This window comes from Bradyrhizobium sp. CB2312 (assembly GCF_029714425.1).
Lineage (GTDB): Bacteria > Pseudomonadota > Alphaproteobacteria > Rhizobiales > Xanthobacteraceae > Bradyrhizobium.
In genome coordinates this window covers 2071096-2091234 of the sequence record NZ_CP121668.1, presented here as the reverse complement: position 1 = coordinate 2091234, position 20139 = coordinate 2071096, and the positions used below count along the sequence as shown (strand labels likewise).

The 20139-nt window shown below is 64.4% G+C and carries 19 protein-coding genes and 1 pseudogene; 6 read left to right on the top strand and 14 right to left on the bottom strand.

Annotated features, from left to right (window positions below; all coding sequences use genetic code 11):
- Positions 1-95: 95 nt before the first annotated feature.
- The 5 genes from QA642_RS09960 to QA642_RS09940 form a co-directional block, all read right to left on the bottom strand.
- Positions 96-1145 carry an L-idonate 5-dehydrogenase gene (locus QA642_RS09960; RefSeq protein WP_283084497.1) on the bottom strand — a complete coding sequence of 350 codons (1050 nt, stop codon included), beginning with the start codon at positions 1143-1145 and terminating at the stop codon, positions 96-98.
- Positions 1142-2548 carry a TRAP transporter large permease gene (locus tag QA642_RS09955; RefSeq protein WP_283084496.1) on the bottom strand — a complete coding sequence of 469 codons (1407 nt, stop codon included), beginning with the start codon at positions 2546-2548 and terminating at the stop codon, positions 1142-1144. Before QA642_RS09955 ends, QA642_RS09960 begins: the two co-directional genes overlap by 4 nt.
- A gap of 11 nt (positions 2549-2559) precedes the next feature.
- Positions 2560-3126 (bottom strand): TRAP transporter small permease, encoded by a 567-nt coding sequence (locus QA642_RS09950; protein ID WP_283084495.1) that lies wholly within the window; start codon positions 3124-3126, stop codon positions 2560-2562.
- A gap of 129 nt (positions 3127-3255) precedes the next feature.
- Positions 3256-4215, bottom strand: a complete 960-nt coding sequence (locus tag QA642_RS09945; protein ID WP_283086845.1) for a sialic acid TRAP transporter substrate-binding protein SiaP — start codon at positions 4213-4215, stop codon at positions 3256-3258.
- Between the two features lie 90 nt (positions 4216-4305).
- Positions 4306-5133: a FadR/GntR family transcriptional regulator gene (locus QA642_RS09940; protein ID WP_283084494.1), complete on the bottom strand. Its 828-nt coding sequence runs from the start codon at positions 5131-5133 to the stop codon at positions 4306-4308.
- 142 nt (positions 5134-5275) lie between these two features.
- Between QA642_RS09940 and QA642_RS09935 the strand changes: the two genes are divergently transcribed.
- Positions 5276-6760 carry a mannitol dehydrogenase family protein gene (locus tag QA642_RS09935; protein ID WP_283084493.1) on the top strand — a complete coding sequence of 495 codons (1485 nt, stop codon included), beginning with the start codon at positions 5276-5278 and terminating at the stop codon, positions 6758-6760.
- A gap of 97 nt (positions 6761-6857) precedes the next feature.
- Positions 6858-7265, top strand: a complete 408-nt coding sequence (locus QA642_RS09930) for a nuclear transport factor 2 family protein (protein WP_283084492.1) — start codon at positions 6858-6860, stop codon at positions 7263-7265.
- A gap of 54 nt (positions 7266-7319) precedes the next feature.
- On the opposite strand, the gene QA642_RS09925 is transcribed toward QA642_RS09930, so the two are convergent.
- Positions 7320-8045 (bottom strand): HAD family hydrolase, encoded by a 726-nt coding sequence (locus QA642_RS09925; protein ID WP_283084491.1) that lies wholly within the window; start codon positions 8043-8045, stop codon positions 7320-7322.
- A 144-nt stretch (positions 8046-8189) separates the two neighbouring features.
- Here QA642_RS09925 and QA642_RS09920 point away from each other — a divergent pair, with 144 nt between their 5' ends.
- Together QA642_RS09920 and QA642_RS09915 are read left to right on the top strand one after the other, a co-directional pair.
- Positions 8190-9038 carry an SDR family oxidoreductase gene (locus QA642_RS09920; protein ID WP_283084490.1) on the top strand — a complete coding sequence of 283 codons (849 nt, stop codon included), beginning with the start codon at positions 8190-8192 and terminating at the stop codon, positions 9036-9038.
- A gap of 114 nt (positions 9039-9152) precedes the next feature.
- Positions 9153-10421: a serine hydrolase domain-containing protein gene (locus QA642_RS09915; RefSeq protein ID WP_283084489.1), complete on the top strand. Its 1269-nt coding sequence runs from the start codon at positions 9153-9155 to the stop codon at positions 10419-10421.
- Between the two features lie 125 nt (positions 10422-10546).
- On the opposite strand, the pseudogene QA642_RS09910 reads toward QA642_RS09915, so the two are convergent.
- A pseudogene (locus tag QA642_RS09910) lies at positions 10547-11433 on the bottom strand (dienelactone hydrolase family protein).
- A gap of 635 nt (positions 11434-12068) precedes the next feature.
- On the opposite strand from QA642_RS09910, the gene QA642_RS09905 reads away from it, so the two are divergent.
- Positions 12069-12644: a MarR family transcriptional regulator gene (locus tag QA642_RS09905; protein ID WP_283084487.1), complete on the top strand. Its 576-nt coding sequence runs from the start codon at positions 12069-12071 to the stop codon at positions 12642-12644.
- A gap of 14 nt (positions 12645-12658) precedes the next feature.
- Here the strand turns inward: QA642_RS09905 and QA642_RS09900 are convergent, their stop codons facing one another.
- Positions 12659-13615 (bottom strand): hypothetical protein, encoded by a 957-nt coding sequence (locus QA642_RS09900; protein WP_283084486.1) that lies wholly within the window; start codon positions 13613-13615, stop codon positions 12659-12661.
- 823 nt (positions 13616-14438) lie between these two features.
- Between QA642_RS09900 and QA642_RS09895 the strand changes: the two genes are divergently transcribed.
- Entirely contained in the window at positions 14439-15215 is a 777-nt protein-coding gene (locus tag QA642_RS09895; protein ID WP_283084485.1) for a response regulator transcription factor, read from the top strand.
- 148 nt (positions 15216-15363) lie between these two features.
- Here QA642_RS09895 and QA642_RS09890 read toward each other — a convergent pair whose 3' ends face one another.
- Genes QA642_RS09890 through flhA form a run of 6 tightly spaced genes read right to left on the bottom strand, consistent with a single transcriptional unit; the run spans position 15364 to position 20103 of the window.
- Positions 15364-15822 (bottom strand): hypothetical protein, encoded by a 459-nt coding sequence (locus tag QA642_RS09890; protein ID WP_283084484.1) that lies wholly within the window; start codon positions 15820-15822, stop codon positions 15364-15366.
- On the bottom strand, positions 15819-16331 hold the full coding sequence (locus tag QA642_RS09885; RefSeq protein WP_283084483.1) for a flagellar biosynthesis protein FlgN: 513 nt from the start codon (positions 16329-16331) through the stop codon (positions 15819-15821). The genes QA642_RS09890 and QA642_RS09885 overlap by 4 nt, the downstream gene beginning before the upstream one ends.
- Positions 16332-16370: 39 nt before the next feature.
- Complete coding sequence (locus tag QA642_RS09880; RefSeq protein ID WP_283084482.1) at positions 16371-16850, bottom strand: rod-binding protein; 480 nt, start codon at positions 16848-16850, stop codon at positions 16371-16373.
- Complete coding sequence (locus QA642_RS09875; protein WP_283084481.1) at positions 16847-17266, bottom strand: hypothetical protein; 420 nt, start codon at positions 17264-17266, stop codon at positions 16847-16849. Before QA642_RS09875 ends, QA642_RS09880 begins: the two co-directional genes overlap by 4 nt.
- 6 nt (positions 17267-17272) lie before the next feature.
- Complete coding sequence (gene fliR / locus QA642_RS09870; protein WP_283084480.1) at positions 17273-18025, bottom strand: flagellar biosynthesis protein FliR; 753 nt, start codon at positions 18023-18025, stop codon at positions 17273-17275.
- Positions 18022-20103: a flagellar biosynthesis protein FlhA gene (flhA, locus tag QA642_RS09865; protein ID WP_283084479.1), complete on the bottom strand. Its 2082-nt coding sequence runs from the start codon at positions 20101-20103 to the stop codon at positions 18022-18024. Before flhA ends, fliR begins: the two co-directional genes overlap by 4 nt.
- Positions 20104-20139 lie beyond the last annotated feature (36 nt).

Genomic DNA, 20139 nt, shown 5'->3' with positions numbered 1-20139 from the left:
TTTCGAGCGAAGTGGATACCGGTTCGCGTAAAGAAAACGCGTCAATACAAGAATCTGGAGTCCCGTTCCGATTCCATCGGAACGGGGCTCCAAGGTCAGTTCGCGGTCAGCACGACCTTGACGCTCTGCGAGCGGTCGAGCGCCAGGCGCAGCGCATCGGGTGCGGTCGAGAGCGGCCGCTCGGCTGTGACCAGCGACAGCACATCGACGCTGCCGGCGGAGATCAGTTCCACCGCGGTCATGAACTCGAAGCCGAAGCGGAACGAGCCCCGCAGATCGATCTCCTTCGCCATCACCGCGTTCGACGGCGTCGGGATCTGGCCGCCCGGCAGATTGCCGATCTGCACCACCACACCGCCGCGCCGGACGATACCAATGGCGCTCGCAAGTCCCGCAGCCGTGCCCGAGACCTCGAAGGCGACGTCATAGGGACGCGAAGCAGCCTGCGCCTTTAGGCCCTCCTCGCCGGCCGACACGTTCTCGACGTGGGAAGCACCAAGCTTGGTCGCAAAGGCGAGCGGCGCCGGCGCGATGTCGGCCACCGTGATGTCGGCCAAGCTGGCGCGGTGCGCGGCGAGCATGGTCAGGAGCCCGATCGGACCCGCACCGAAGATGATGCCGCGCTTGCCCTCGATGTTGCCGGCGCGCGCCACCGCGTGCAGGCAGACCGCGAGCGGTTCGGCCAGCGCCGCCGCCTGATAGGAGACGTGATCCGGTATCTTCACGCATTGCGCGGGAATCGCATCGAAGTAATTGGCGAAGCCGCCCTGCATGTGCGGCGTCTTCGAGGCCGAGCCCATGAAGTAGATGTTCTCGCAGAGATTGGGCCGGCCTTCGCGGCAGGCGACGCAATGGCCGCACCAGCGCGACGGATTGACCGCGACGCGGTCGCCGACCTTCAGATTGGCGGCCGCGCCTGAGATCTCCACGACCTCGCCCGATATCTCGTGGCCGAGCACCAGAGGCGACTTCACCACGAAGTCGCCGGTGCGGGCATGGCGGAAGTAGTGCATGTCGGAGCCGCAGATGCCGCCGGCACCGAAGCGGACGCGCACCATTCCGTCCGCGAGTTTGTCGAGCGGATGCTCGATCATGCGCAAATCTTCGGGGCCGAACAGGGTTGCGGCGAGAGCGGTCGAGGTCATTTGGAGAGCCCCATGTATTTAGGCAGCCAAAGGGTCAGTTCGGGAATGTAGGTGATCGCGATCAGCGCGAGCAGCAGCGGCACCAGCCAGGGCAGGATCGCCACCGTCGTGCGCTCGACCGAGAGCTTTGCCACGCGGGCGAGCACGAACAGCACCATGCCGAGCGGCGGATGCAACAGGCCGATCATCAGGTTCAGCGTCATGATCAGACCGAAATGGATCGGATCGATGCCGAGCTTGAGCACGATCGGCAGCAGGATCGGCACCAGGATGGTGATCGCCGCCGTGGTGTCGATGAAGCAGCCGACGAACAGGATCAGGATGTTGGCGAGCGCCAGGAACACCCATTTGTTGTGGGTGATGCTGAGCATCCAGTCCGACAGCATCTGGGCGGCTTGCGACACCGTCAGCAGCCAGGCGAAGATCGAGGCCGCGGTGACGATGAACAGCACCGAGGCCGTGGTCTCGATGGTGTCGAAGGTCGCCTTCGCCACCGTCTTCAAGGTCATGGTGCGGTAGCGGACGAGGCCGAGGAACAGCGACCAGATCACGGCGGCGACCGCGGCTTCCGTCGGCGTGAACCAGCCGAGCGTCATGCCGCCGATCAGGATCACCGGCGCCATCAGCGCCATCACGGCCGAGAAGTCGAAATACCAGTCGATCGCCAGCAGCGTGCCGAGGCCAATGACGACGGCCATGTTGGTCGACATGCCGGCCAGCACCATCAGCCAGATCGCGAGCGGGAAAGCCAGCACGATGGCGATCTCGAGGCCGGCCGAGCCGAGCTGCGGCCAGGAGAACGGCGTGTCGCTGCCCCATTTGTTCTTGTGCGCGAAATAGGTGACGGTCGCCATCATCAGCAGCGTCATGACGATGCCGGGAATGACGCCGCCCAGAAACAGCGCGCCGATCGAGACGTTGGCCATCATGCCGTAAATCACGAAAGGCAGCGACGGCGGGATGATGGGGCCAAGCGTCGCCGAGGCCGCGGTGACGCCCACCGAGAATTCGGTGGAGTAGCCGTGATCCTTCATCGCCTTGATCTCGATGGTGCCGAGGCCGGCGGCGTCCGCAATGGCCGTGCCGGACATGCCGGAGAAGATCACCGAACCGATGATGTTGACGTGACCGAGGCCGCCGCGCATCCAGCCGACCAGCGCGACCGCGAATTTGTAGATGCGACCGGTGACGCCGGCGATGTTCATGAGATTGCCGGCCAGGATGAAGAACGGAACGGCGAGCAGCGGAAAGCTCTCGACGCCGGCGATCATGCGCTGCGCCAGCGTGACGTCGGGCGTCACGCCGCTGACCAGGATGTAGAGCAGCGACGACGCGGCCATGGCGATCGCCACGGGAACGCCGATCAGCATCAGGATGAGGAAGCCCCCAAGCAGCAACAGCATGATACTATCCTTCAAAACCGTCGTAGGCGCCGGGGCAGGATCGAATAGCCCTGCCGCAGATGTTGCAGCGCGACCTGCACCGAGCGCACGAACATCAGCACGAAGCCGGCCAGCACGGCGTAATAGACGTAGTCCTTGGGAAGATTGATCGTGGTCATGGATTCATCGCCGACGATCTGGATGTAGACCCAGACCAGCTTGATGGCGTAGCCGAAGAAGGCGATCCGGATCAGGTCGATCAGCGTGGACATCGTGCGCGCCACCATGTGCGGCAGGTAGCGGTAGATCAGGTCGACCTGGATATGTCGCGACAGCCGCACGCACATCGAGGCGCCGATGAAGACCACGCCGATCAGGCAATAGGTCGCGATCTCCTCGGTCCAAGCATAGCTGTCGTTGAGGACGTAGCGGGTGAAGAACTGGAGGAAGACGGCGAGCGCCATCACCCAGAAGATCACGAGCGCCACCCAGTCCTCGAAAGCATAGACGCCAAGATCGACCTTCGGCGTCGCCTCTTCCTCGAAGGTATGGGCGATCTCGTCGGCGGTGATCTGCCGGTGTATTTCGGCGGTGGACATGGGAATATCTCTCCTCAATCGTCGTTCCGGGGCTCGCGAAGCGAGAACCCGGAACCTCGAGATTCTCAGGTGCGCAATTGCGCACCGTGGTTCGGCTCTTCGAGCCGCCCCGGGATGACGACTACGTCGTCATTTGACTTCCTGAATCCGTTCCCAATCAGCCTTGCGATAGCCGAAGGTCTCGAACGGAACGTTCTTCAGCACGATGTCGCGGAATTCGTTCTTGTCGACTTCGGTCACGGTCAGGCCCTTCTCCTTGAAGAAGGCGACCAGCTTGGCCTCGTTCTGCTTGATCTCGGCGGTCGCTTTCGCAGCGGCCTCCTGCGCGACGTCGGTGAAGATCTTCTTGTCCTCGTCGGACAGCTTCTTCCAGAGCGCGCCCGCCACCACCGTGTTGAGGTGATCGACGATGTGGCCGGTGAGCACGATGTGCTTCTGCACCTCGTAGAACTTCTTGGCCTCGATCGTGGTCAGCGGGTTCTCCTGCGCCTCGACGGTGCCGTTCTGGAGCGCGAGATAGACTTCGGCAAACGCGATCGGCGCGGTGTTGGCGCCGCAGGCGTGCGGCATGGCCAGATAGGCCGGCACGTCGGGCACGCGCATCTTCAGGCCCTTGAGGTCGGCGCAGCTCTTGATCGGCTTGTTCGACGAGGTCTGGCGCACGCCGTAATAGGTCACCGCGACGATGTGGTGGCCGCTCTTGTCCTCGTAGCCCTTGGCGAGCTCCTTGAAGATATCGCTCTTGGTGTAGGCGAGCAGATGATCGGCATCGCGGAAGGTGTAGGGATAATAGGTCACGCCGATCGGCGGAAAGCTTTTCGCCGCGAAGCTCGAGCCGGAGATGATGATGTCGACCGAGCCGAGCGAAAGGCCCTGGTTGATGTCGGCCTCCTTGCCGAGTTGCGAGGCCGGATAGACGTCGATCTGGTAACGCCCGTTGGTGCGCTTGCCGATCTCCTGCGCGGCCCAGACCGAGGCGGTATGGAACGGCTCCGAGGTCTCGTAGACATGGGCCCATTTGAGCTTGGTCTGGGCCATACCCGGATTGGTCGCCGCGACCATCGCCGCGACCGAGGCCGCCAGCACCATCGTCATCTTCTTCAACATCGACTTATCCTCCACTGACTAAACTCTGCTTCTTGTTCGCCCGCCCCCGAAACGGATGCGAGCCGCCCAATCTCATCGCTGCGGCAAGCGGCCGCCCTTGACCTGCTTTTTGGCCTGCTTCTTCGCCACTTGCTTCGGTGTTGCCGGCTTGGCCTGATGTCGCCCCGCCCGGTCCCGCCCGGCAGACGAGGCTGCTGCGGCGGACTCGGCGCCAAAATTCTGCGCAAAGCGCTCCTGCGAGCGCGCCAGATGCTTTCGCATGGCCTCGCGCGCACTGTCCGGATCGTGCGCGGCAATCGCATCACGCACGGCGCGGTGCTCGTCGAGCGCGGTGCGCCACGTGCCGGGGCTCTCGAAATAATGCGCAAGCTGCGCGAAATAGGGGTTGAGGCGCTGGTCGAACAGCTCGCCGACCACGCGGAGCAGAACGGCGTTGCCAAGGCTTCCGGCGATCGCGATGTGGAATGCGCGGTCGTGCACCATCGAGGCTTCGCCTGGATGCTCGACGTTCTCCATCGCGACGAGGGACGCGTCGATGCGGGCGACGTCGTCCTTGGTCGCCACGCGCGCGGCCTGTTCGGCGATGGCGCTTTCCAGAAATTCGCGGGCGCGCAGCAGCTCGAACGGGCCCTCGATGACGGCGGCCGCAGGCGCCGGCGCGGCGTCGGCCGGCTCGATCACATAGATGCCTGAGCCGACACGGATGCGGACGCGGCCCTCGACCTCAAGCGCGATCAGGGCCTCGCGCACGGTCGGCCGCGAGATCTTGAGCTGCTCGGCGAGCTCGCGCTCGGTCGGCAAGCGGCTGCCGACCGCGTACTCGCCGCTGTCGATCAGGCTTCGTAATTGATCGGCGACCTGGCGATAAAGCCGTCTCGCCTCCACAGCTTCCAGCGGCACGCTGGCCTCCCCGAAAGGGTCGCGCGGGGTCGTCCCGATCCGCGGCCCGCCAATTTTGGAAAATTGGTCTTACCAATTGACCGGAGCATTGACCGAGGACGGGGGCCATGTCAAGCAGCGGCAAAGCAGAGGGGAGACGTCCATGCGCCCAAGTTCGATGCGTCTTGGCAGCGCCAATCTCGACCGGTTGCCGCCGGCCATCCGCCGACCGGCCTATGACCAGTCGCGCGTCACACCCGGCATCGTGCATCTCGGCCTCGGGGCTTTTCATCGCGCGCATCAGGCCGTCGTCATCGACGATTGTCTTGCCAGCGGCAGCTCGTCCTGGGGCATTGTCGGCGCCAGCCTGCGCAGCCCTGATACCCGCGACGCCCTCGCCCCGCAGGATCATCTCTATACCGTTGCCGTACGTGCTGCCGAAGGCACCGAGCACCGCGTCATCGGCGCGCTGCTCGACAGCGTGGTCGCACGCGAGAAGCCGGCGGCACTGGTCGAGCGCATGGCCGATCCCGCCATTCGCATCGTCTCGCTCACGGTCACCGAGAAGGGCTATTGCCACACGCCGCAGACCGGCGATCTCGACGAGCGGCATGCCGATGTCGTGCACGATCTCAACAACCCTGACGCGCCGCGCTCGGCGCCCGGCTTCATCGTTGCCGCGCTGGCGCGCCGGCGCGCGCAAGGGCTGGTCCCCTTCACCGTGCTGTGCTGCGACAATCTCGCCGCCAACGGCCATACCGTGCAGCGGATCGTGACGCAGTTCGCCGCGCTGCGCTCGAAGGACCTCGGCAAGTGGATCGCGGATAATGCCGCCTTCCCCTCGACCATGGTCGATCGCATCGTACCGGAGACGACGGACGCCGACCGCGATGCGGTCTCGAACGCGCTTGGCCTGCGCGACGCCTGGCCTGTGATGACCGAGCCGTTCACGCAATGGGTGGTCGAGGACCACTTCACGGCGGGCCGGCCCGACCTTGCCGCCGCGGGCGTCGAGCTCGTCACTGACGTCAAGCCGTTCGAGTTGATGAAGCTGCGGCTGCTCAACGCCAGCCACTCCGCGCTCGCCTATCTCGGCTATCTCTCAGGTTACGAGACCATCGCCGACACCATGGTCGATCCGCATTTCGCGCGCCTCGCCGCGCAGGTGATGGAAGAGGCCGCTGTGACACTGACGATGCCCGCAGGCACTGACCTTGCCGCCTATCGCGCCTCGCTGCTCAAGCGCTTCGCCAATCCGGCACTGCATCATCGCACCTGGCAGATCGCGATGGACGGCTCGCAAAAACTGCCGCAGCGGCTGCTCGGCGCGATCCAGGACCGCCTGCGCAAGGACTTGCCGATCGCGACGCATGCGCTCGCGGTGGCCGGCTGGATGCGTTACGTCAGCGCCATTGACGAGCAGGGCCGCCCCATCGACGTGCGCGATCCGCTCGCCGCCGAGTTCGCCGCGCTGGCGCGGGAGGCAGGTCCTGTCGCCGAGCGGCTCGCGCCCGCATTGCTCGGCGTGGAGAAAGTATTCGGGCCGCTGGGTACCGATCCGCGGCTGCGCGAGGCCGTGACCTCGGCGCTGGGCCATCTTTACAAGGATGGTGCGCGACAGGCGGTGGAGACACTCGTCTCGGCGTGACTACAAAGCGGGCAATGCTGCACTGCGGCCAAATCGAACGCAAAATCAAACGCAAGTCGCGCTTGATTTTTCCCTGTCATTGGCCCACCCGAGAGGTATGGCAAAGGACAGGAAGGTCATCGCCGCCAACGCGGCCTTCTACGCCGCCTTTTCGACCGGCGACTTCGCCGGCATGGAACGGATGTGGGCGGATGACGACGCCATTTCCTGCATCCATCCCGGCTGGCCTGCCATCGTCGGGCGCGCCACGGTGATCGGGAGCTGGCGCGACATCCTGCAAAATCCGGAGCGGCCGCAGATCGTCTGCGCTGAACCGCAGGCCATCGTCGACGGCGACAGCGCCCGCGTGCTCTGCATCGAGATCGTCGACGGCACCGCTCTGGCCGCCGCCAACCATTTTCGCCGTGTTGGCGACGGCTGGCGCCTGGTGCATCACCAGTCGAGCCCGATTGCGCAGATTGTCGAGCAGGCCGAAGACGATAGGGCGAGTCACCGGGTCCACTGACCGCGGCCCTCACGCCGGCGTGAGCTACTGTGCATGGGGTTGTTTTCCAGTTTTTTATTTGGGAGCCCCGAGTTCCGACAGGTCATCCAGCACCACCCGCGCCGCGCTGAAGTCGTCGTCCCAGAAAAACATGCTGCGCGTGATGAGAACCGGAATGTTCGCCCGCGACGCCGCGATCAGCCCGTTGGCGGAATCCTCGATCGCAAGACAGTCGGATGCGTCCAGCTTCAGCCGCGCCAGGATCTCGAGATAGACGTCCGGCGCCGGCTTCTTGTGCCTGACATCGTCGCCGGCAACGATGGCATCGAACTGCGCGGCCCAGCGCGCCCCCAGCGCCTGCGACAGCAGCGCGTCGATGTTGCCGTGAGACGTCGTGGTCGCAATCGCAAGCCGCTGGCCGCGCGCCCGCGCCGACCTGAGCAGCTCCGCCACGCCCGGCCGCAACGGGCAGAAGCCGGTTTCGATCAGTTCGGCATAATGCGCGGTCTTGATGCGGTGGAGCTCAGCGATATCCGCATCCGACAATGCCGGGGCGGCCGCCAGCCTCGCGTGGTAGGCACGCATGCGCTCCTTGCCGCCGGTGACCCGCAGCAGATCCTTGTAGACGGCACGGTCCCACTGCCAGTCGAGACCATGGCGGACGAAGGCGTGGTTGAATGCCTGCCGATGCAGCTCCTCGGTCTCGGCGAGGGTGCCGTCAACGTCGAAGATCAGCGCGGCCGCGCTGCGGATCAGCTCTACCGCACCAGAGGGCGTTATGATCGCCGCTTCCGCCTGCATGGTCGATGCCTCCCTGTCTTGAGCGACCATTGCCTGCACCGGCCGGCGAGACAAATCGCAATATCTTTTGTCGGACCCAAAAATCTCTTATGAGCGGTACGCGCGGCCAGCGCGAACGGGAACCTTGACCTGCACGGGAGACGCATGCGGCTCTTCATCCTCGGCCTCGGCTACAGCGCCCGGTACTTCGTCGGCAGGTTCGCCGACAGCTTCTCCCATATCGCCGGCACCGTGCGCGATCCCGCGCAGCGGAACGATCTCGCCGGCATCGAGGTGCACGAATTTTCCGGTGGCAGTCCGGCGCGCGAGACGGTCAAACGCATCAGCGAGGCCGAAGTCCTTCTCATCTCGATCCCGCCCGGCAGCACCGGAGATCCCGCCATTTCCGCATTCCGCGATGTGTTGGCAGCGGGCCGCCGCAAGGTCGTCTATCTCTCCACCATCGGCGTCTATGGCGATCACGCCGGCGGATGGGTCGATGAGAGCACGCCGCCGCAGGCTGCGCTCGAGCGCACGCGCATGCGCGTTGCGGCCGAGCAGGCCTGGACCGACGCAACCGGCGGCGATGCCGTAATCCTGCGGCTCGCCGGCATCTACGGCCCCGGCCGCAACGCGCTGGTGACGTTGCGCGCGGGAACGGCAAGGCGCATCATCAAGCCGGGCCAGGTGTTCAACCGCATCCATGTCGACGATATCGCCAGCACGATCATGGCGGCGGTCCAGTGCCAGGGCGGCGGCATCTGGAATGTCTGCGACGACGAGCCGGCACCCCCGCAGGACGTGATCGCCTATGCCGCGCAACTGATGAACGTTGCGCCGCCGCCGGAAGAAGCCTTCGAGACCGCCGAGATGTCGGCGATGGCGCGCAGCTTCTATGCCAGCAGCGCCCGGGTCTCCAGCGCGAAACTGAAGCAAGAGCTCGGCGTCGCGCTCGCCTATCCGACCTACCGCCACGGCCTCGATGCGCTGTGGCGCGCCGGCGAAGGACGCTAGGCACCTCCGGTGCGTCCCAGACATGCCGCACCCGCGCTTGACTTCGCTCGAGCGCGGTCGTGATCTAGGCGTCGCGCGAGCCACTCGCATAATGAGCTCGCCTGGGAGGATACAATGAAGAAGACGATCGCCATGATCGCGGCCGCGGCTGCCGTCATCACGTTCGGTGCCGCGCGTGCCGCACCCTTGCCCGAAGCAAATCCCGATGACGCCGGATTCTCCAAGCAGGGTCTGGCGCGGCTCGACAGTTTCTTCGCCCGAGAGATCGCCGCCAAGCGCGTGCCCGGCGCGGTCGTCGCCATCGCGCGGGACGGCAAGCTCGTGCACCACAAGGCCTATGGCATGCTCGATCCGGACAAGGGCATGCCGATGCCGATCGACGCGATCTTCGCGCTGGCGTCGATGACCAAGCCGATGGCCGCCGTCGCCGGCCTGACGCTGATGGAAAAGGGCCAGCTCCCGCTCCAGGCAAAACTGTCGGATTACTATCCCGGCTTTGCCGACATGAAGGTCGGCGTTCAGCAGGCCGACGGCTCGCTGAAGCTCGAACCGCAGGCCTCGCCGATCTTCATCCACGATCTCTACCGGCACACGTCCGGCCTGATGTATGGCGGCCGCCCGGACTCATCGAGCCCGGTGGCGCGGCAATACCCCGATGGCACCGCGCCGGCGATCGAAGGCGACACCCAGGCCTTCATCGAGCGCATCACCAAGCTGCCGCTGGCGCATCAGCCCTCGACCGTGTTCGAATATGGTTTCTCGATCGACGTGCTCGGCGCCGTCGTCGAGAAAGTCAGCGAGCAGAAGCTCGGCGACTATCTCGCCGCCAATGTCTGGCAGCCGCTCGGCATGAAGGACGCGACCTTCCACCCGACCGATGCGCAGCGTCCCCGCCTCGCCCGCCCATTCGCCAACGATCCGCTGACCGGCAAGCCGCAAGCCATCAAGCTTCTGGACACGCCGACCAAATTCGATTGCGGCGGCGCCTGCTCGTTCGCGACGGTCGGCGACTATGCCCGTTTCGGGCAGATGCTGCTCAATGGCGGCGAGCTCGACGGCCAGCGCATCCTCTCACCCAAGACGGTGCATCACATGACGACCAACCATCTTGGCCCCGAGATCAAGAACAACGTGGCCAACATCGAGCCGCATCGCGCCGGCTTTGGCTTTGGCCTCGCGGTCGCGGTCCGCACCAGTGAAGGCCTGTCGTCGGTGCCCGGCAATCCCGGCGAGTTCACCTGGAATGGCGCCTACGGGACGCAGTTCTTCTGCGATCCGAAGGAACGTCTCGTCGTGGTCGTGGGAACGGCGGCGCCGGGCGAGCTGCGCAAATATTATCGCGAGCAGGTCCAGGACATCGTCTACGGCGCGATGACGAAGTGAGCCTTGAATAGAGGAAGGGCGGTCACTCGGGCCGCCCTCATTTTTGAGCATGATCTCCGCGCAAACGCGTTCCGCGTTTGTCGCGAGGGAAAACCGCTGCACGCTTTTCGGATCATGCTCCGGCGTCAGCTCAATACGCCGTATTTCTTGAACCAGGCCTGCGCCTGCTTCCAGGCATCCTCCGCGGCATCCTTGCGGTAGCTGCCGCGATAGTCGGCATGGAAGCCGTGCGGCGCCTCGGGATAGATCTTGAATTCAGCCGTCTTCTTGTTCTGCTCCAGCGCCGCCTTGAGCTGCTCGACCTGCGCGACCGGAATACCGGTATCGGCCCCGCCATAGAGGCCGAGCACCGGCGCCTTCATCTCGGGGGCGAGCTGCATCGGGCTCTTCGGCCAGAGCGGATTGGCCGGATCGACCGGCGGACCGTAGAAGGCCACGCCGGCCTTGAGCGCGCCGCTATGGGCATCATATTCCCAGACGGTGCGTCCGCCGCGGCAGAAGCCGATGATGCCGAGCTTCGTGGTGTCGCCGCCCTGCGATCCCGCCCAGGCCACCGTCGCGTCGAGATCGGACAATAGCTCTGCGTCCGGCTTGGAATTGACGATCGGCAGCAGGTCCTTGATGTCGGTGATCTTGGTGAGATCGGCTCCCTTGCGGAAGTAATAGTCGGGCGCGACCGCGAACGCGCCGAGCTTGGCGAGGCGCCGCGTCACGTCCTTGATGTATTCGTGCAGGCCAAAAATCTCCATCGCGACGATGATCACCGGCGCCTTGGTGTTGCCGGCAGGGCGGGCAAAATAGGCCGGCATCTCCTCGGAGCCGACCTTGATCTTGGCATCCCCGGCCTGGAGCCCATTGGTGTCGGTCGTGATGACTTCGGCGCGAACCGGGCCGGCCGCGAGCGTGTAGCCAGCGGCGACGGCCGCCGTGGCGCTCATGAATCCGCGCGCGAGACCGGTGCGACTTTCGTCAGGCCGACGACGTCGGATGTCATGGTGGTTTCGGAACTCATCGGTATCCCTTCCTGCTTATTGTGGTGCCCCGGGGCGACGCATTCGCCGATAGTTAACGGGCAAAGGCAAGTCACCAGCCTGCGAGCACGCGGCTCCGTCTCATCCCTTCGTTGCCGCGGACCATCGGCCGCGCCGGACTCTGAACGCGGGACGGACCCATTCGCCAGCCGTTCGGATTTGATCGTATGCGGGCTTTAACCGCGTGGCTGCGCTGCGACGCAACATCCATTAACCCAACATTGCGGTTCTGCTGCCGCAACCCACGCGGTCAGAAGCTGCGGACCTGCGGCCGCTTCGCGCACTTCGAGACGCTCCGCCGCAACAAATGGGCTGTGCGATGACGGCAACGACACATCATGTTGCCCAGACGCCGCGCGCCGTCGGAATCCGGCCGGCGAAGCGCAGTCATTTGACTGAAATTTTCCGAAGAGTTGAGCCGTGCGATTCACTCGAACTTTCTTTGTGACACTCTAGTTCCACGTCCGGCGGTTCCCTCTTGGAAACCGAAGGGCCTCTTCCAAGAGCGCTCCGCCGTCCATCCCGGACGAAGGACCGCCGGAGATCCATTGTCGTCCACCCAGATTGCGCTACCCAAGGCTCAATTGAATAAAGCTTTATCCGACCTGGAATTGAAATGAATTTGGCTCGTGAATCGATTGAACTGTTGGAGCAGGTCGCGCGAATCCTCTGGTTCGAAGGCACCAAGCACGGCTTGCGCGACCGCGAGTGGATGGCGCTGCGATTCCTCTCCCGCGCCAACCGGTTTTCCAGGACGCCTTCGGCGCTCGCAAGCTACGTCGGCACCACGCGCGGCACCGCATCGTTCATCATCGGCGAGCTCGAGCGGCTCGGTTATCTGGAGCGAAAGCGCTCGGCCACCGACAAGCGGTCGGTGATGCTGAGCGTGACGCAGCAGGGCAAGAAGTTCCTGGTGCGCGATCCCGTCAGCGTTCTCGTCGAGGCGATCGCCGTCCTCGACGACGCGGCCAAGGTCCGCTTCCGCGATGCGCTCCGGCACGTGCTGGATCAGTCCGACGCGGCCGAGCAGCGGCACCACACCGACGTTTGCAAGCGATGCATCTTCCTGCGCGAAGATCGCAACACCCCGGACAGCAAGGCAGTCGAGTTCAGCTGCCGCCTGTTTCGCGCGCCGATCGCGGAAGCGGAGGTGGATCTGCTATGCACCAGCTTCGAGCATCACCGCCAATAGAAAGCGGCGTTCGCTCAGGGCGTCGCCTTGCGTGACGAATAGATGACGCCGCCGCTGGACTCCACCACCAGGCGACCGTTCTCGTTCCTGATCTCCTCGATGCGGCCGAGACCTGGCACCTGCTGTCCCAGCACGACCTCGATGACGCCGTTCGGACTTTGCAGGATCGCGATCCCCTCATAGGCCTGGCGAACCGACCAGCCCTTGACGACCTTCCGCGGCGCGGACGGAGGCACCGATCCCGTGACCTCGGGCGGCGCGAGCGAAGCCAGCATCGGTGCCGCCTGTGACGGCGGCTGCGAGGCAACGGCCGCGGGCGCCGGCGCCTGAGCCTGCACCTGGGCGAGCTTGTCGAGCTTCGCCGTCGAGGACGAGCTCACCCGCTCGATGCGGTCGAGGTTCTCGGCGAACCTGCCGAAGCGGTCATTGGTCGCCTTGCTCGACTGATCGACCGCGGTGCGCAGGCCGTCGAGATTTTCGGACACGCCCGAGACCTGCTTGCGCAATTGCGCGACCGTCTCGCGCAGAATCCTGATCTCGGTGTTGGCCGCGACGTTGCTCTGGGCAGGCTGCGTGGTGAGATAAGCGATCACGCCGGTGCAGGCGCAGACCACCAGGATGGCGGCGACCGCCAATGTTGCGAGCGGCACGACCCAGGGCGGACGCGGCGGCGGCGGCTTGGCCACGATCACTGCCGGCTTGATCACGGCCGGCGCGGGCTTGGGTATCGCCATCTTGTCGAGGCGCGCCTTGGCGCGAATGCGCTTCAACCCTTCGAGCGCCTCTTTCGCCAGCACTTCATCGTTCACCGCGGCCGACACGCGCTTCGCGCTCGCTGCGGGCTTGGCGTTCGGAGCAGGCTTGGCGTTTTGCGTCGCGTTGTCCTTCATCATGCTTGCCGCCGGAGCCGGCTTCGCCGCCGCGGAAACATCAGCGGTTTCGTTGGGACGAGCTTGTCCATCGGACGACATGTGAAAATGCTCCGTTCAGTTCGATCTGTTGATCGACGAGATTATTTGCCGAAGCTTGCCTGAAACGTGCGCGTCGAAAAGCTTTTCAACGCGCGCGACGCGACCTCACATGAGTCGAACGCGTCACGCACATGGCGAGAGTGCGACTCGAAAGACACACACTCGCCAAGATTTCGCCAAGCTGGAGTCCAGCCACCACACATGAGTCGAATTGTCGCATGTGGAAAAATGGGAGCACGAGTCAATCCGGGGTTGAAAACCCCTCGCTACGCGTCACCGGCAGCACCACTCAAAATTGCTGGGATTATACGGGCATGCGGAACTTTAGAACCGCCACGGTGCAAAACTAGTTCAAAATTCAAATCAACTGATGCGATTCAACATATCAAGAAACAACTCGAAACAAATCAACAGCATCAAACATGCATAGCAACCGCTTTGCGGCGCGCGCTTGATCGGAATTAGGCAATTGTTACGGTCCTACTCAAGTGATTCTCTCGCCAGTTGGCGAGGAGATCGACAAGGTTCAGTAGCGTTCGGACACGATGAGCAACTTGGCGCAACTGTACTAGGTCGCATTCTCAATCCGCTCCGCGGGGTGATCCGTAAGACACCGCCGAGCCTCACACAGTAAGCGTTCAGTATCGAGTCGAAGTAGCAGGCCTGCTCACGCAGGCACTGAATGGGTAGGGCTGCCCGCGAATATCGAAACCATAACAACGGTTCGCGGGAAGGAAATATCGTCAAACAGCATGGCTGCCGAGCCGGGGCATCACAAACAACCACCCGGCCGCTGCAAGTGCGAAACAGGGGCGAAGGACTGATGTATATTATCGTTGATGATCGCGAGAGCGTCACGAACAGCTACGTTGGAGGGCTCGTTCGCGAAGGTGTATCGTCGATCGGATTCTCCTCCGGAGAATTCTGGGACTGGCTGCAATCTGCGAGTGAATCGGATCTGGCAGCGGTCGATGCCTTCCTGCTCGGGGATTGCGATGCCCGCGGAAGCCTGCCGCGGGCGATGCGCAAGCGCTCCTCGGCTCCCATCATCGCCATGAGCGGCCAGAAGATGCTCAAGAACACGCTGGAGCTGTTCGAATCGGGCGTCGACGACGTCGTGCACGTGCCCATACACCTGCGCGAGATCCTCGCCCGTACGGCCGCGATCGCACGCCGCCGGGTTGGTGACCTGCCGAGACCTTGCGAGAGCCGGATCCAGGTCTTCTTTAACGGACGTGACCCCGAGATCGCGGGCCACGCCCTCACCCTGCCCCGCCGCGAACTGCGCATTCTCGAATATATGGTCGCCAACCACGGCAAGTGGATCACCAAGACGCAGATCTTCAACGCGGTCTACGGCATCTTCGAGTCGACCTTCGACGAGAGCGTGATCGAGAGCCACGTCAGCAAGCTGCGCAAGAAGCTTCGCGACCGCCTCGGCTTCGATGCGATCGTGGCCCGGCGCTACGTCGGGTACCGCCTCAACATCCCGGCCGGCGAGACCATCGACGTGCCGATGCAGGAGCTCGACGAGGTCGGCATCCTCCTGAACACGGCGCACGCCGCCCCGGCCGCTGCGGCATACCCCGCCGGAAACTGAGACGGCCGGCGCTGCTGCGAAACCGACAACGGCCTCTGCGGAGCATCCTTCGCAGAGGCCGTTGTGCTTTCACGGGCTGAGATCAGCTGGAGTCAGGCCACGCAGCGCGGTGCAGCCAGAGAGCCGCCTCACGCTTGTCCTGCGACGCCTACGGCTTCGACTGGAATTCTTCCTTCGAAACGTAGTTGAAGTCCTCGACCAGGACGTCCTGGACGACGTCGGCCTGCATCCGCTCGTTGACGCGCTGCTTGATCGCCGTCGTCAGGATCGAGAGATCGTAACGGGCGAGCTTCCTGAAATCGAGACGGTCGTCGGCGTAGATCCTGCGGAAAGCCTCGTCGACGACGAACGGCTCCGGCGGAACGTTGAGCTGGTGCATGGTCCGCGCCTCGATGGTGTAGACGAAGCGCGCCACGATGTAGCCCTGCACGCTGCCACCCTCGATCATCGGCACGCTCAGCGCCCGCGTCTTCTGGTATTGCAGCCCATCGAGATACTCGTCCTTCGCCGGCAACAGGCTGCCGTTTTCCTTCCAATAGGCCACGGCATAGCTCGTGCCCGCGGTGAGGATGCAGACCCAGAGGCCGGCCAGCACGAGTCTGATCATTTTCCGTCCTGCGCTGCGCGACCGGTATAGGTGCCGTCCGACTCGGCGTCCTTGATCGCCTTGACGATGATCGACGCGACCTCGCGCACCGCTTCGTAATGCATTTCGAGGACCGAGCGATTCCGCTCGAGCTTCTCGCGCAACCGCTGAATCTCTTCGGTGATCACGGCCTCGGCGCCGAGATGCATTCGTGCCCGCATCAGGCGGACGAATTCGAGCATACTCCGGCTCTTGCGAGCGCTGAAGTCGTCGAAATCGATCTTCTTGCGCGTCGTGAGCGCAATCGTCTCCTCCTCGACGATGCTCTCGAGCCGGCGGATCGCCGCCAGCAGGCCGCGCACCTCGTCCGATCTCGCCGCGTCGATGCCGTCAACCACCGCCGCGCCGCCGGCATTCGGCAATAGCACGGGCAGCTGCGCGCCGCCTGTTGCCGCTTCCATCGTAATCGCCTCGGTGTCCGCGACCGGCTGCTCCATCACCAGGGCCGCCGCGCTTTCTTGTGCCTGCATAGGAAATTCACCCCTCAACGTCTGTCACCCATTCCCGGATCATGATCCGGCCTTCCCCGTAATGTTCGCTGCGGCCGGATTCGCAGCGGCGAGCTGCTTCGCAATGCCGATGCCCTTGCCCTTGGCCAGCTGGTTACCGAGCTGCTCCGCCAGCATCGACTTCCAGACGCCGCCGGCCGTGCCTTTGCCGAAGACCTGCTCCGACTCTTTCGGCAACATCGTCTCGACGAAGGTCTGGAGGATAAAGGCTTCGAACTTCCGGTAGACCTCGCCGGAGGCCGGCGCCTTGATGACCTGCACCGGCGCCCCGTTCACGGCAGTCGACTGCGTTTCAGCGGCCTTCGCGGCTTGATCGGCTGTCGCCGTCCTGGCCTTGCCGACCTCCGCGTCCATCGTGGCGGCGAAATCTGCGTCGGATGATTTCAGCGCATCGAGCTTCGCGGCCGCTGCGCGCTGTGTCACGGGATCGGCAGCATCGAGAACGTCGAGAACGAGGTCGGGCGTCGCTGTCACGATCATGTCTTGTTCCGGCTGGCTGGCCGTGGCGTCCACTCGCGCACGGTGAGGCTTGTTCCTGCGATCTCCTCGAGCGAGCGCTTTTCGGCCTCTCGAAGCTTGTCAGCGAGCGCCGCCTTGGCGACTTCCTCGAACTGCTTCACGCGGCGGCTCTCGGCGCGGACCCGGTCGAGCTGCTGCAATGCATGCGCCTGAACCGCGCGCGCACCGACGCTGGTCCTGTTGAGCCGTCGCGCGATCGACTCGCTCGACGAACCCGCCGGCGGCTTTCCCTCGTTCAAGGCTCCGACCAGCCATTCCTGCTCATCCTGCAAGCTTTTCTCCTGCTGCCGTAGATGCGCAAGCTGCCATTCGGACAGCCGGAGCTGGAGCTTCACGAGGGAGACCAACCGAGCGAGCTTGTCCGCGCGCGACCTCATGACCGATCACTCCGCCAGCCACGACGAGACGCCGAGCATGAATTGCGTCATCAACTCGTCGCTGGTGAGGTAGAGCAGCAGGAAGCCGCCGAACAGCACGAAGGGCACCGAGATGAAATAGACCGGAATTGCCGGCGTCAGTTTGTTGATGAAGCCGACCGCGAGGTTGACGATGACCGAGTAGACGATGAAGGGGCTCGTGATCCGCAACGTCAGCACGAACGCTTCCGACAGACGACCGACCAGCTGGTCCAGCGCCATGCTGCCGCCGAGCCTGCTGCCGGGATGCCAGACGTCGTAGGAGTTCATCAGCCCGCGCAGGACCTGCCAATGCTGATCGGTCATGAAGAAGAGCGTGGTGACGGACGCCATGATCAGCGGCACCAAAGCGGGCGCCGGATCGGTGTCGCCTATCGGCGTGCCCGGGATGTTGCTGAGCCCGATCGCACTCGCCATCACGGTTGCCATGGTCTGGAGCGCCAGGAAGAACACGCGCCCGCCGAGGCCGATGACGCTGCCGACCAGGATCTCGGAGCCGATCAGCAGTGCCAGCGTCAGCGGCGCCGCATTCTCTGTGAGCGGTTTCAGGACCGCGATCAGGATCGGCGCCAGCGCAAACGTCGTCACGAGCGCGATGAACAGGCGGACCTGGGCCGGGACGTTGACGCTGGAGTAGCCGGGCACGAACATCAGGCAGGCGCCGATGCGGCAGAACACGATGAACGTGACCAGCACGCTGTCGGCAAGGCCGCTGATCACGATATGGCTGCGAGCGCGCGGATCTCGGCGCAGCGCGCGACCTCGACATGCGACAGGATCGGCAGCGTCGGGAACACCCGCTCCAGGATCATCCGGACATAGGGACGGGCTTCGGGGGTCACTGCCAGCACCACGCTGGTGCCGCTCTCGGTGAACTTGCGGATCGCCGTGCTGGCCTCCGTCGCGAACTGCTCGATCAGGCGGGGATCGGCGTCGAACTCGACCACGTCGCCCTTGGCGTCGCGCTTCAGGCTCTGGTGGAAGGCGAGATCCCAGCGATTGCCGAGGCGGACCACGTTGAGCACGCCGTTGTCGGAGAGGTCGCCGCAGATCTGCTGCGCCAGACGCGTGCGCACGTGCTCGGCGACCTGCTCGGAGCGCCGCACATGGGGCGCGATCTCGGCGATGGCTTCGAGGATCAGATGGAGGTTGCGGATCGACACGCGTTCGGCCAGCAGGATCTTGAGGATCGCCAGCAGGCCCGAATAGGAGATCTGCGACGGGCAGAGATCCTCGACCAGACGCTTGTATTCGGGATCGAGCCGATCGAGCAGCGCGCGCATGTCCTTGTAGGACAGCAGCTGGGCGAGATTCGCCCGGATCACTTCGCTCAAATGCGTGAGCAGCACCGAGAGATTGTCGACCGGCTTGCAGCCCTGGCGCTTGACTTCGTCGGTGAAGGCCTCCGTCACCCACAGCGCCTTCATGCCGAAGGCGGGCTCGATCACCTCTTCGCCGGGCACGTCGGGCTTGCCGTCCTTGTCGACCAGCACCAGCACCTCGCCGAGCCTGAGCTCGCCATGCGCAACGCGCGTGTCGTGAATCCGGATCTGGTATCCCTTGGGATCGATCGACAGATTGTCGGTGAGCTTGATCTCGGGAATGACGAAGCCGTACTGCTTGGCGAATTTCTTGCGGATCTTGGCCACACGGTGAGCGAGCTCGGTGCGCGCGCCCAGCAGATGAACCGAAAGGTGGCCGCCGAGCGCCAGCTCGATCTCGGCGGTCTTGAGCGATTCCTTGACGGATTCCTTGGCCTCGGCCTGGGCGCGTTCGTCGGCCTTGCGCGCGTCTTCCTTCTGCTTGAGCGCCGCCTGCCGCTTCGGCAGTGAGTAGCCGACGAAAGCCATGACGCCGCCGAGCAGCAGGAAGGGCGCCATCGGCAGGCCCGGCATCAGTGCCAGCACGAACATCATCAACGCAGCGGCCCACACGGCGCGGGGATAGCCGCCGAGCTGCCGCAGCACCGCCTGCTCCGCCGATCCCCTGGTGCCGCCCTTGGAGACGAGAAGGCCGGCCGACAGCGACACGATTAGCGCCGGCATCTGCGACACCAGACCGTCGCCGACGGAGAGCTTGGTGTAGACGTCGGCGGCACGCGACAGGGTCAGGCCGTGATGGGTGACGCCGATGACGATGCCGCCGAAAATATTGATCGCAGTGATGAGCAGGCCGGCGATGGCGTCGCCGCGGACGAACTTCGAGGCACCGTCCATGGCACCGAAGAACGCGCTTTCCTCCTCGAGCTCGCGGCGCCGGCGCTGGGCCTCCTTGTCGTCGATCAGACCGGCCGACAGGTCGGCGTCGATCGCCATCTGCTTGCCGGGGATAGCATCCAGGGTGAAACGGGCGCCGACTTCGGCGATACGCGTCGCACCCTTGGTGATCACCACGAAGTTCACCGTCACCAGGATCGCGAAGATGATCAGGCCGATGACGAAGTCGCCGCCCATGACGAATTTCGAGAAGCCCGCGACGACGTAGCCCGCGGCCTGCTCGCCCTCCCCGCCGCGCGACAGGATCAGGCGGGTCGTCGCGACGTTGAGCGCCAGCCGCAGGATCGTCGCGATCAGCAGCACGGTCGGGAAGGCGGAGAAATCGAGCGGCCGCTGGATCCACAGCGCGACCATCAGGATCAGCGCCGACAGCGCGATCGAGAAGGCAAGTCCGAGATCGATCAGGATCGGCGGGATCGGCAGGAACAGGATCGTGAGCATGGTCACGATGCCGCCCGCGAAGAAGGCGTCCGCCCCGAATCGGCGCGGGCTGGGCAGGCTAGCAGCTAACGTATCGGCCATGGGTCACCGGCAGAGGGTCCGCCCGGTAATCTGCCG

Excerpts from the sequence above, each read along its gene's own strand:
- QA642_RS09960 (WP_283084497.1), bottom strand. The coding sequence starts at position 1,145 with ATGACCTCGACCGCTCTCGCCGCAACCCTGTTCGGCCCCGAAGATTTG.
- QA642_RS09955 (WP_283084496.1), bottom strand. The coding sequence starts at position 2,548 with ATGCTGTTGCTGCTTGGGGGCTTCCTCATCCTGATGCTGATCGGCGTT.
- QA642_RS09950 (WP_283084495.1), bottom strand. The coding sequence starts at position 3,126 with ATGTCCACCGCCGAAATACACCGGCAGATCACCGCCGACGAGATCGCC.
- QA642_RS09945 (WP_283086845.1), bottom strand. The coding sequence starts at position 4,215 with ATGGTGCTGGCGGCCTCGGTCGCGGCGATGGTCGCGGCGACCAATCCG.
- QA642_RS09935 (WP_283084493.1), top strand. The coding sequence starts at position 5,276 with ATGCGCCCAAGTTCGATGCGTCTTGGCAGCGCCAATCTCGACCGGTTG.
- QA642_RS09930 (WP_283084492.1), top strand. The coding sequence starts at position 6,858 with ATGGCAAAGGACAGGAAGGTCATCGCCGCCAACGCGGCCTTCTACGCC.
- QA642_RS09925 (WP_283084491.1), bottom strand. The coding sequence starts at position 8,045 with ATGCAGGCGGAAGCGGCGATCATAACGCCCTCTGGTGCGGTAGAGCTG.
- QA642_RS09920 (WP_283084490.1), top strand. The coding sequence starts at position 8,190 with ATGCGGCTCTTCATCCTCGGCCTCGGCTACAGCGCCCGGTACTTCGTC.
- QA642_RS09915 (WP_283084489.1), top strand. The coding sequence starts at position 9,153 with ATGAAGAAGACGATCGCCATGATCGCGGCCGCGGCTGCCGTCATCACG.
- QA642_RS09905 (WP_283084487.1), top strand. The coding sequence starts at position 12,069 with ATGAATTTGGCTCGTGAATCGATTGAACTGTTGGAGCAGGTCGCGCGA.
- QA642_RS09900 (WP_283084486.1), bottom strand. The coding sequence starts at position 13,615 with ATGTCGTCCGATGGACAAGCTCGTCCCAACGAAACCGCTGATGTTTCC.
- QA642_RS09895 (WP_283084485.1), top strand. The coding sequence starts at position 14,439 with ATGTATATTATCGTTGATGATCGCGAGAGCGTCACGAACAGCTACGTT.
- QA642_RS09890 (WP_283084484.1), bottom strand. The coding sequence starts at position 15,822 with ATGATCAGACTCGTGCTGGCCGGCCTCTGGGTCTGCATCCTCACCGCG.
- QA642_RS09885 (WP_283084483.1), bottom strand. The coding sequence starts at position 16,331 with ATGCAGGCACAAGAAAGCGCGGCGGCCCTGGTGATGGAGCAGCCGGTC.
- QA642_RS09880 (WP_283084482.1), bottom strand. The coding sequence starts at position 16,850 with ATGATCGTGACAGCGACGCCCGACCTCGTTCTCGACGTTCTCGATGCT.
- QA642_RS09875 (WP_283084481.1), bottom strand. The coding sequence starts at position 17,266 with ATGAGGTCGCGCGCGGACAAGCTCGCTCGGTTGGTCTCCCTCGTGAAG.
- flhA (WP_283084479.1), bottom strand. The coding sequence starts at position 20,103 with ATGGCCGATACGTTAGCTGCTAGCCTGCCCAGCCCGCGCCGATTCGGG.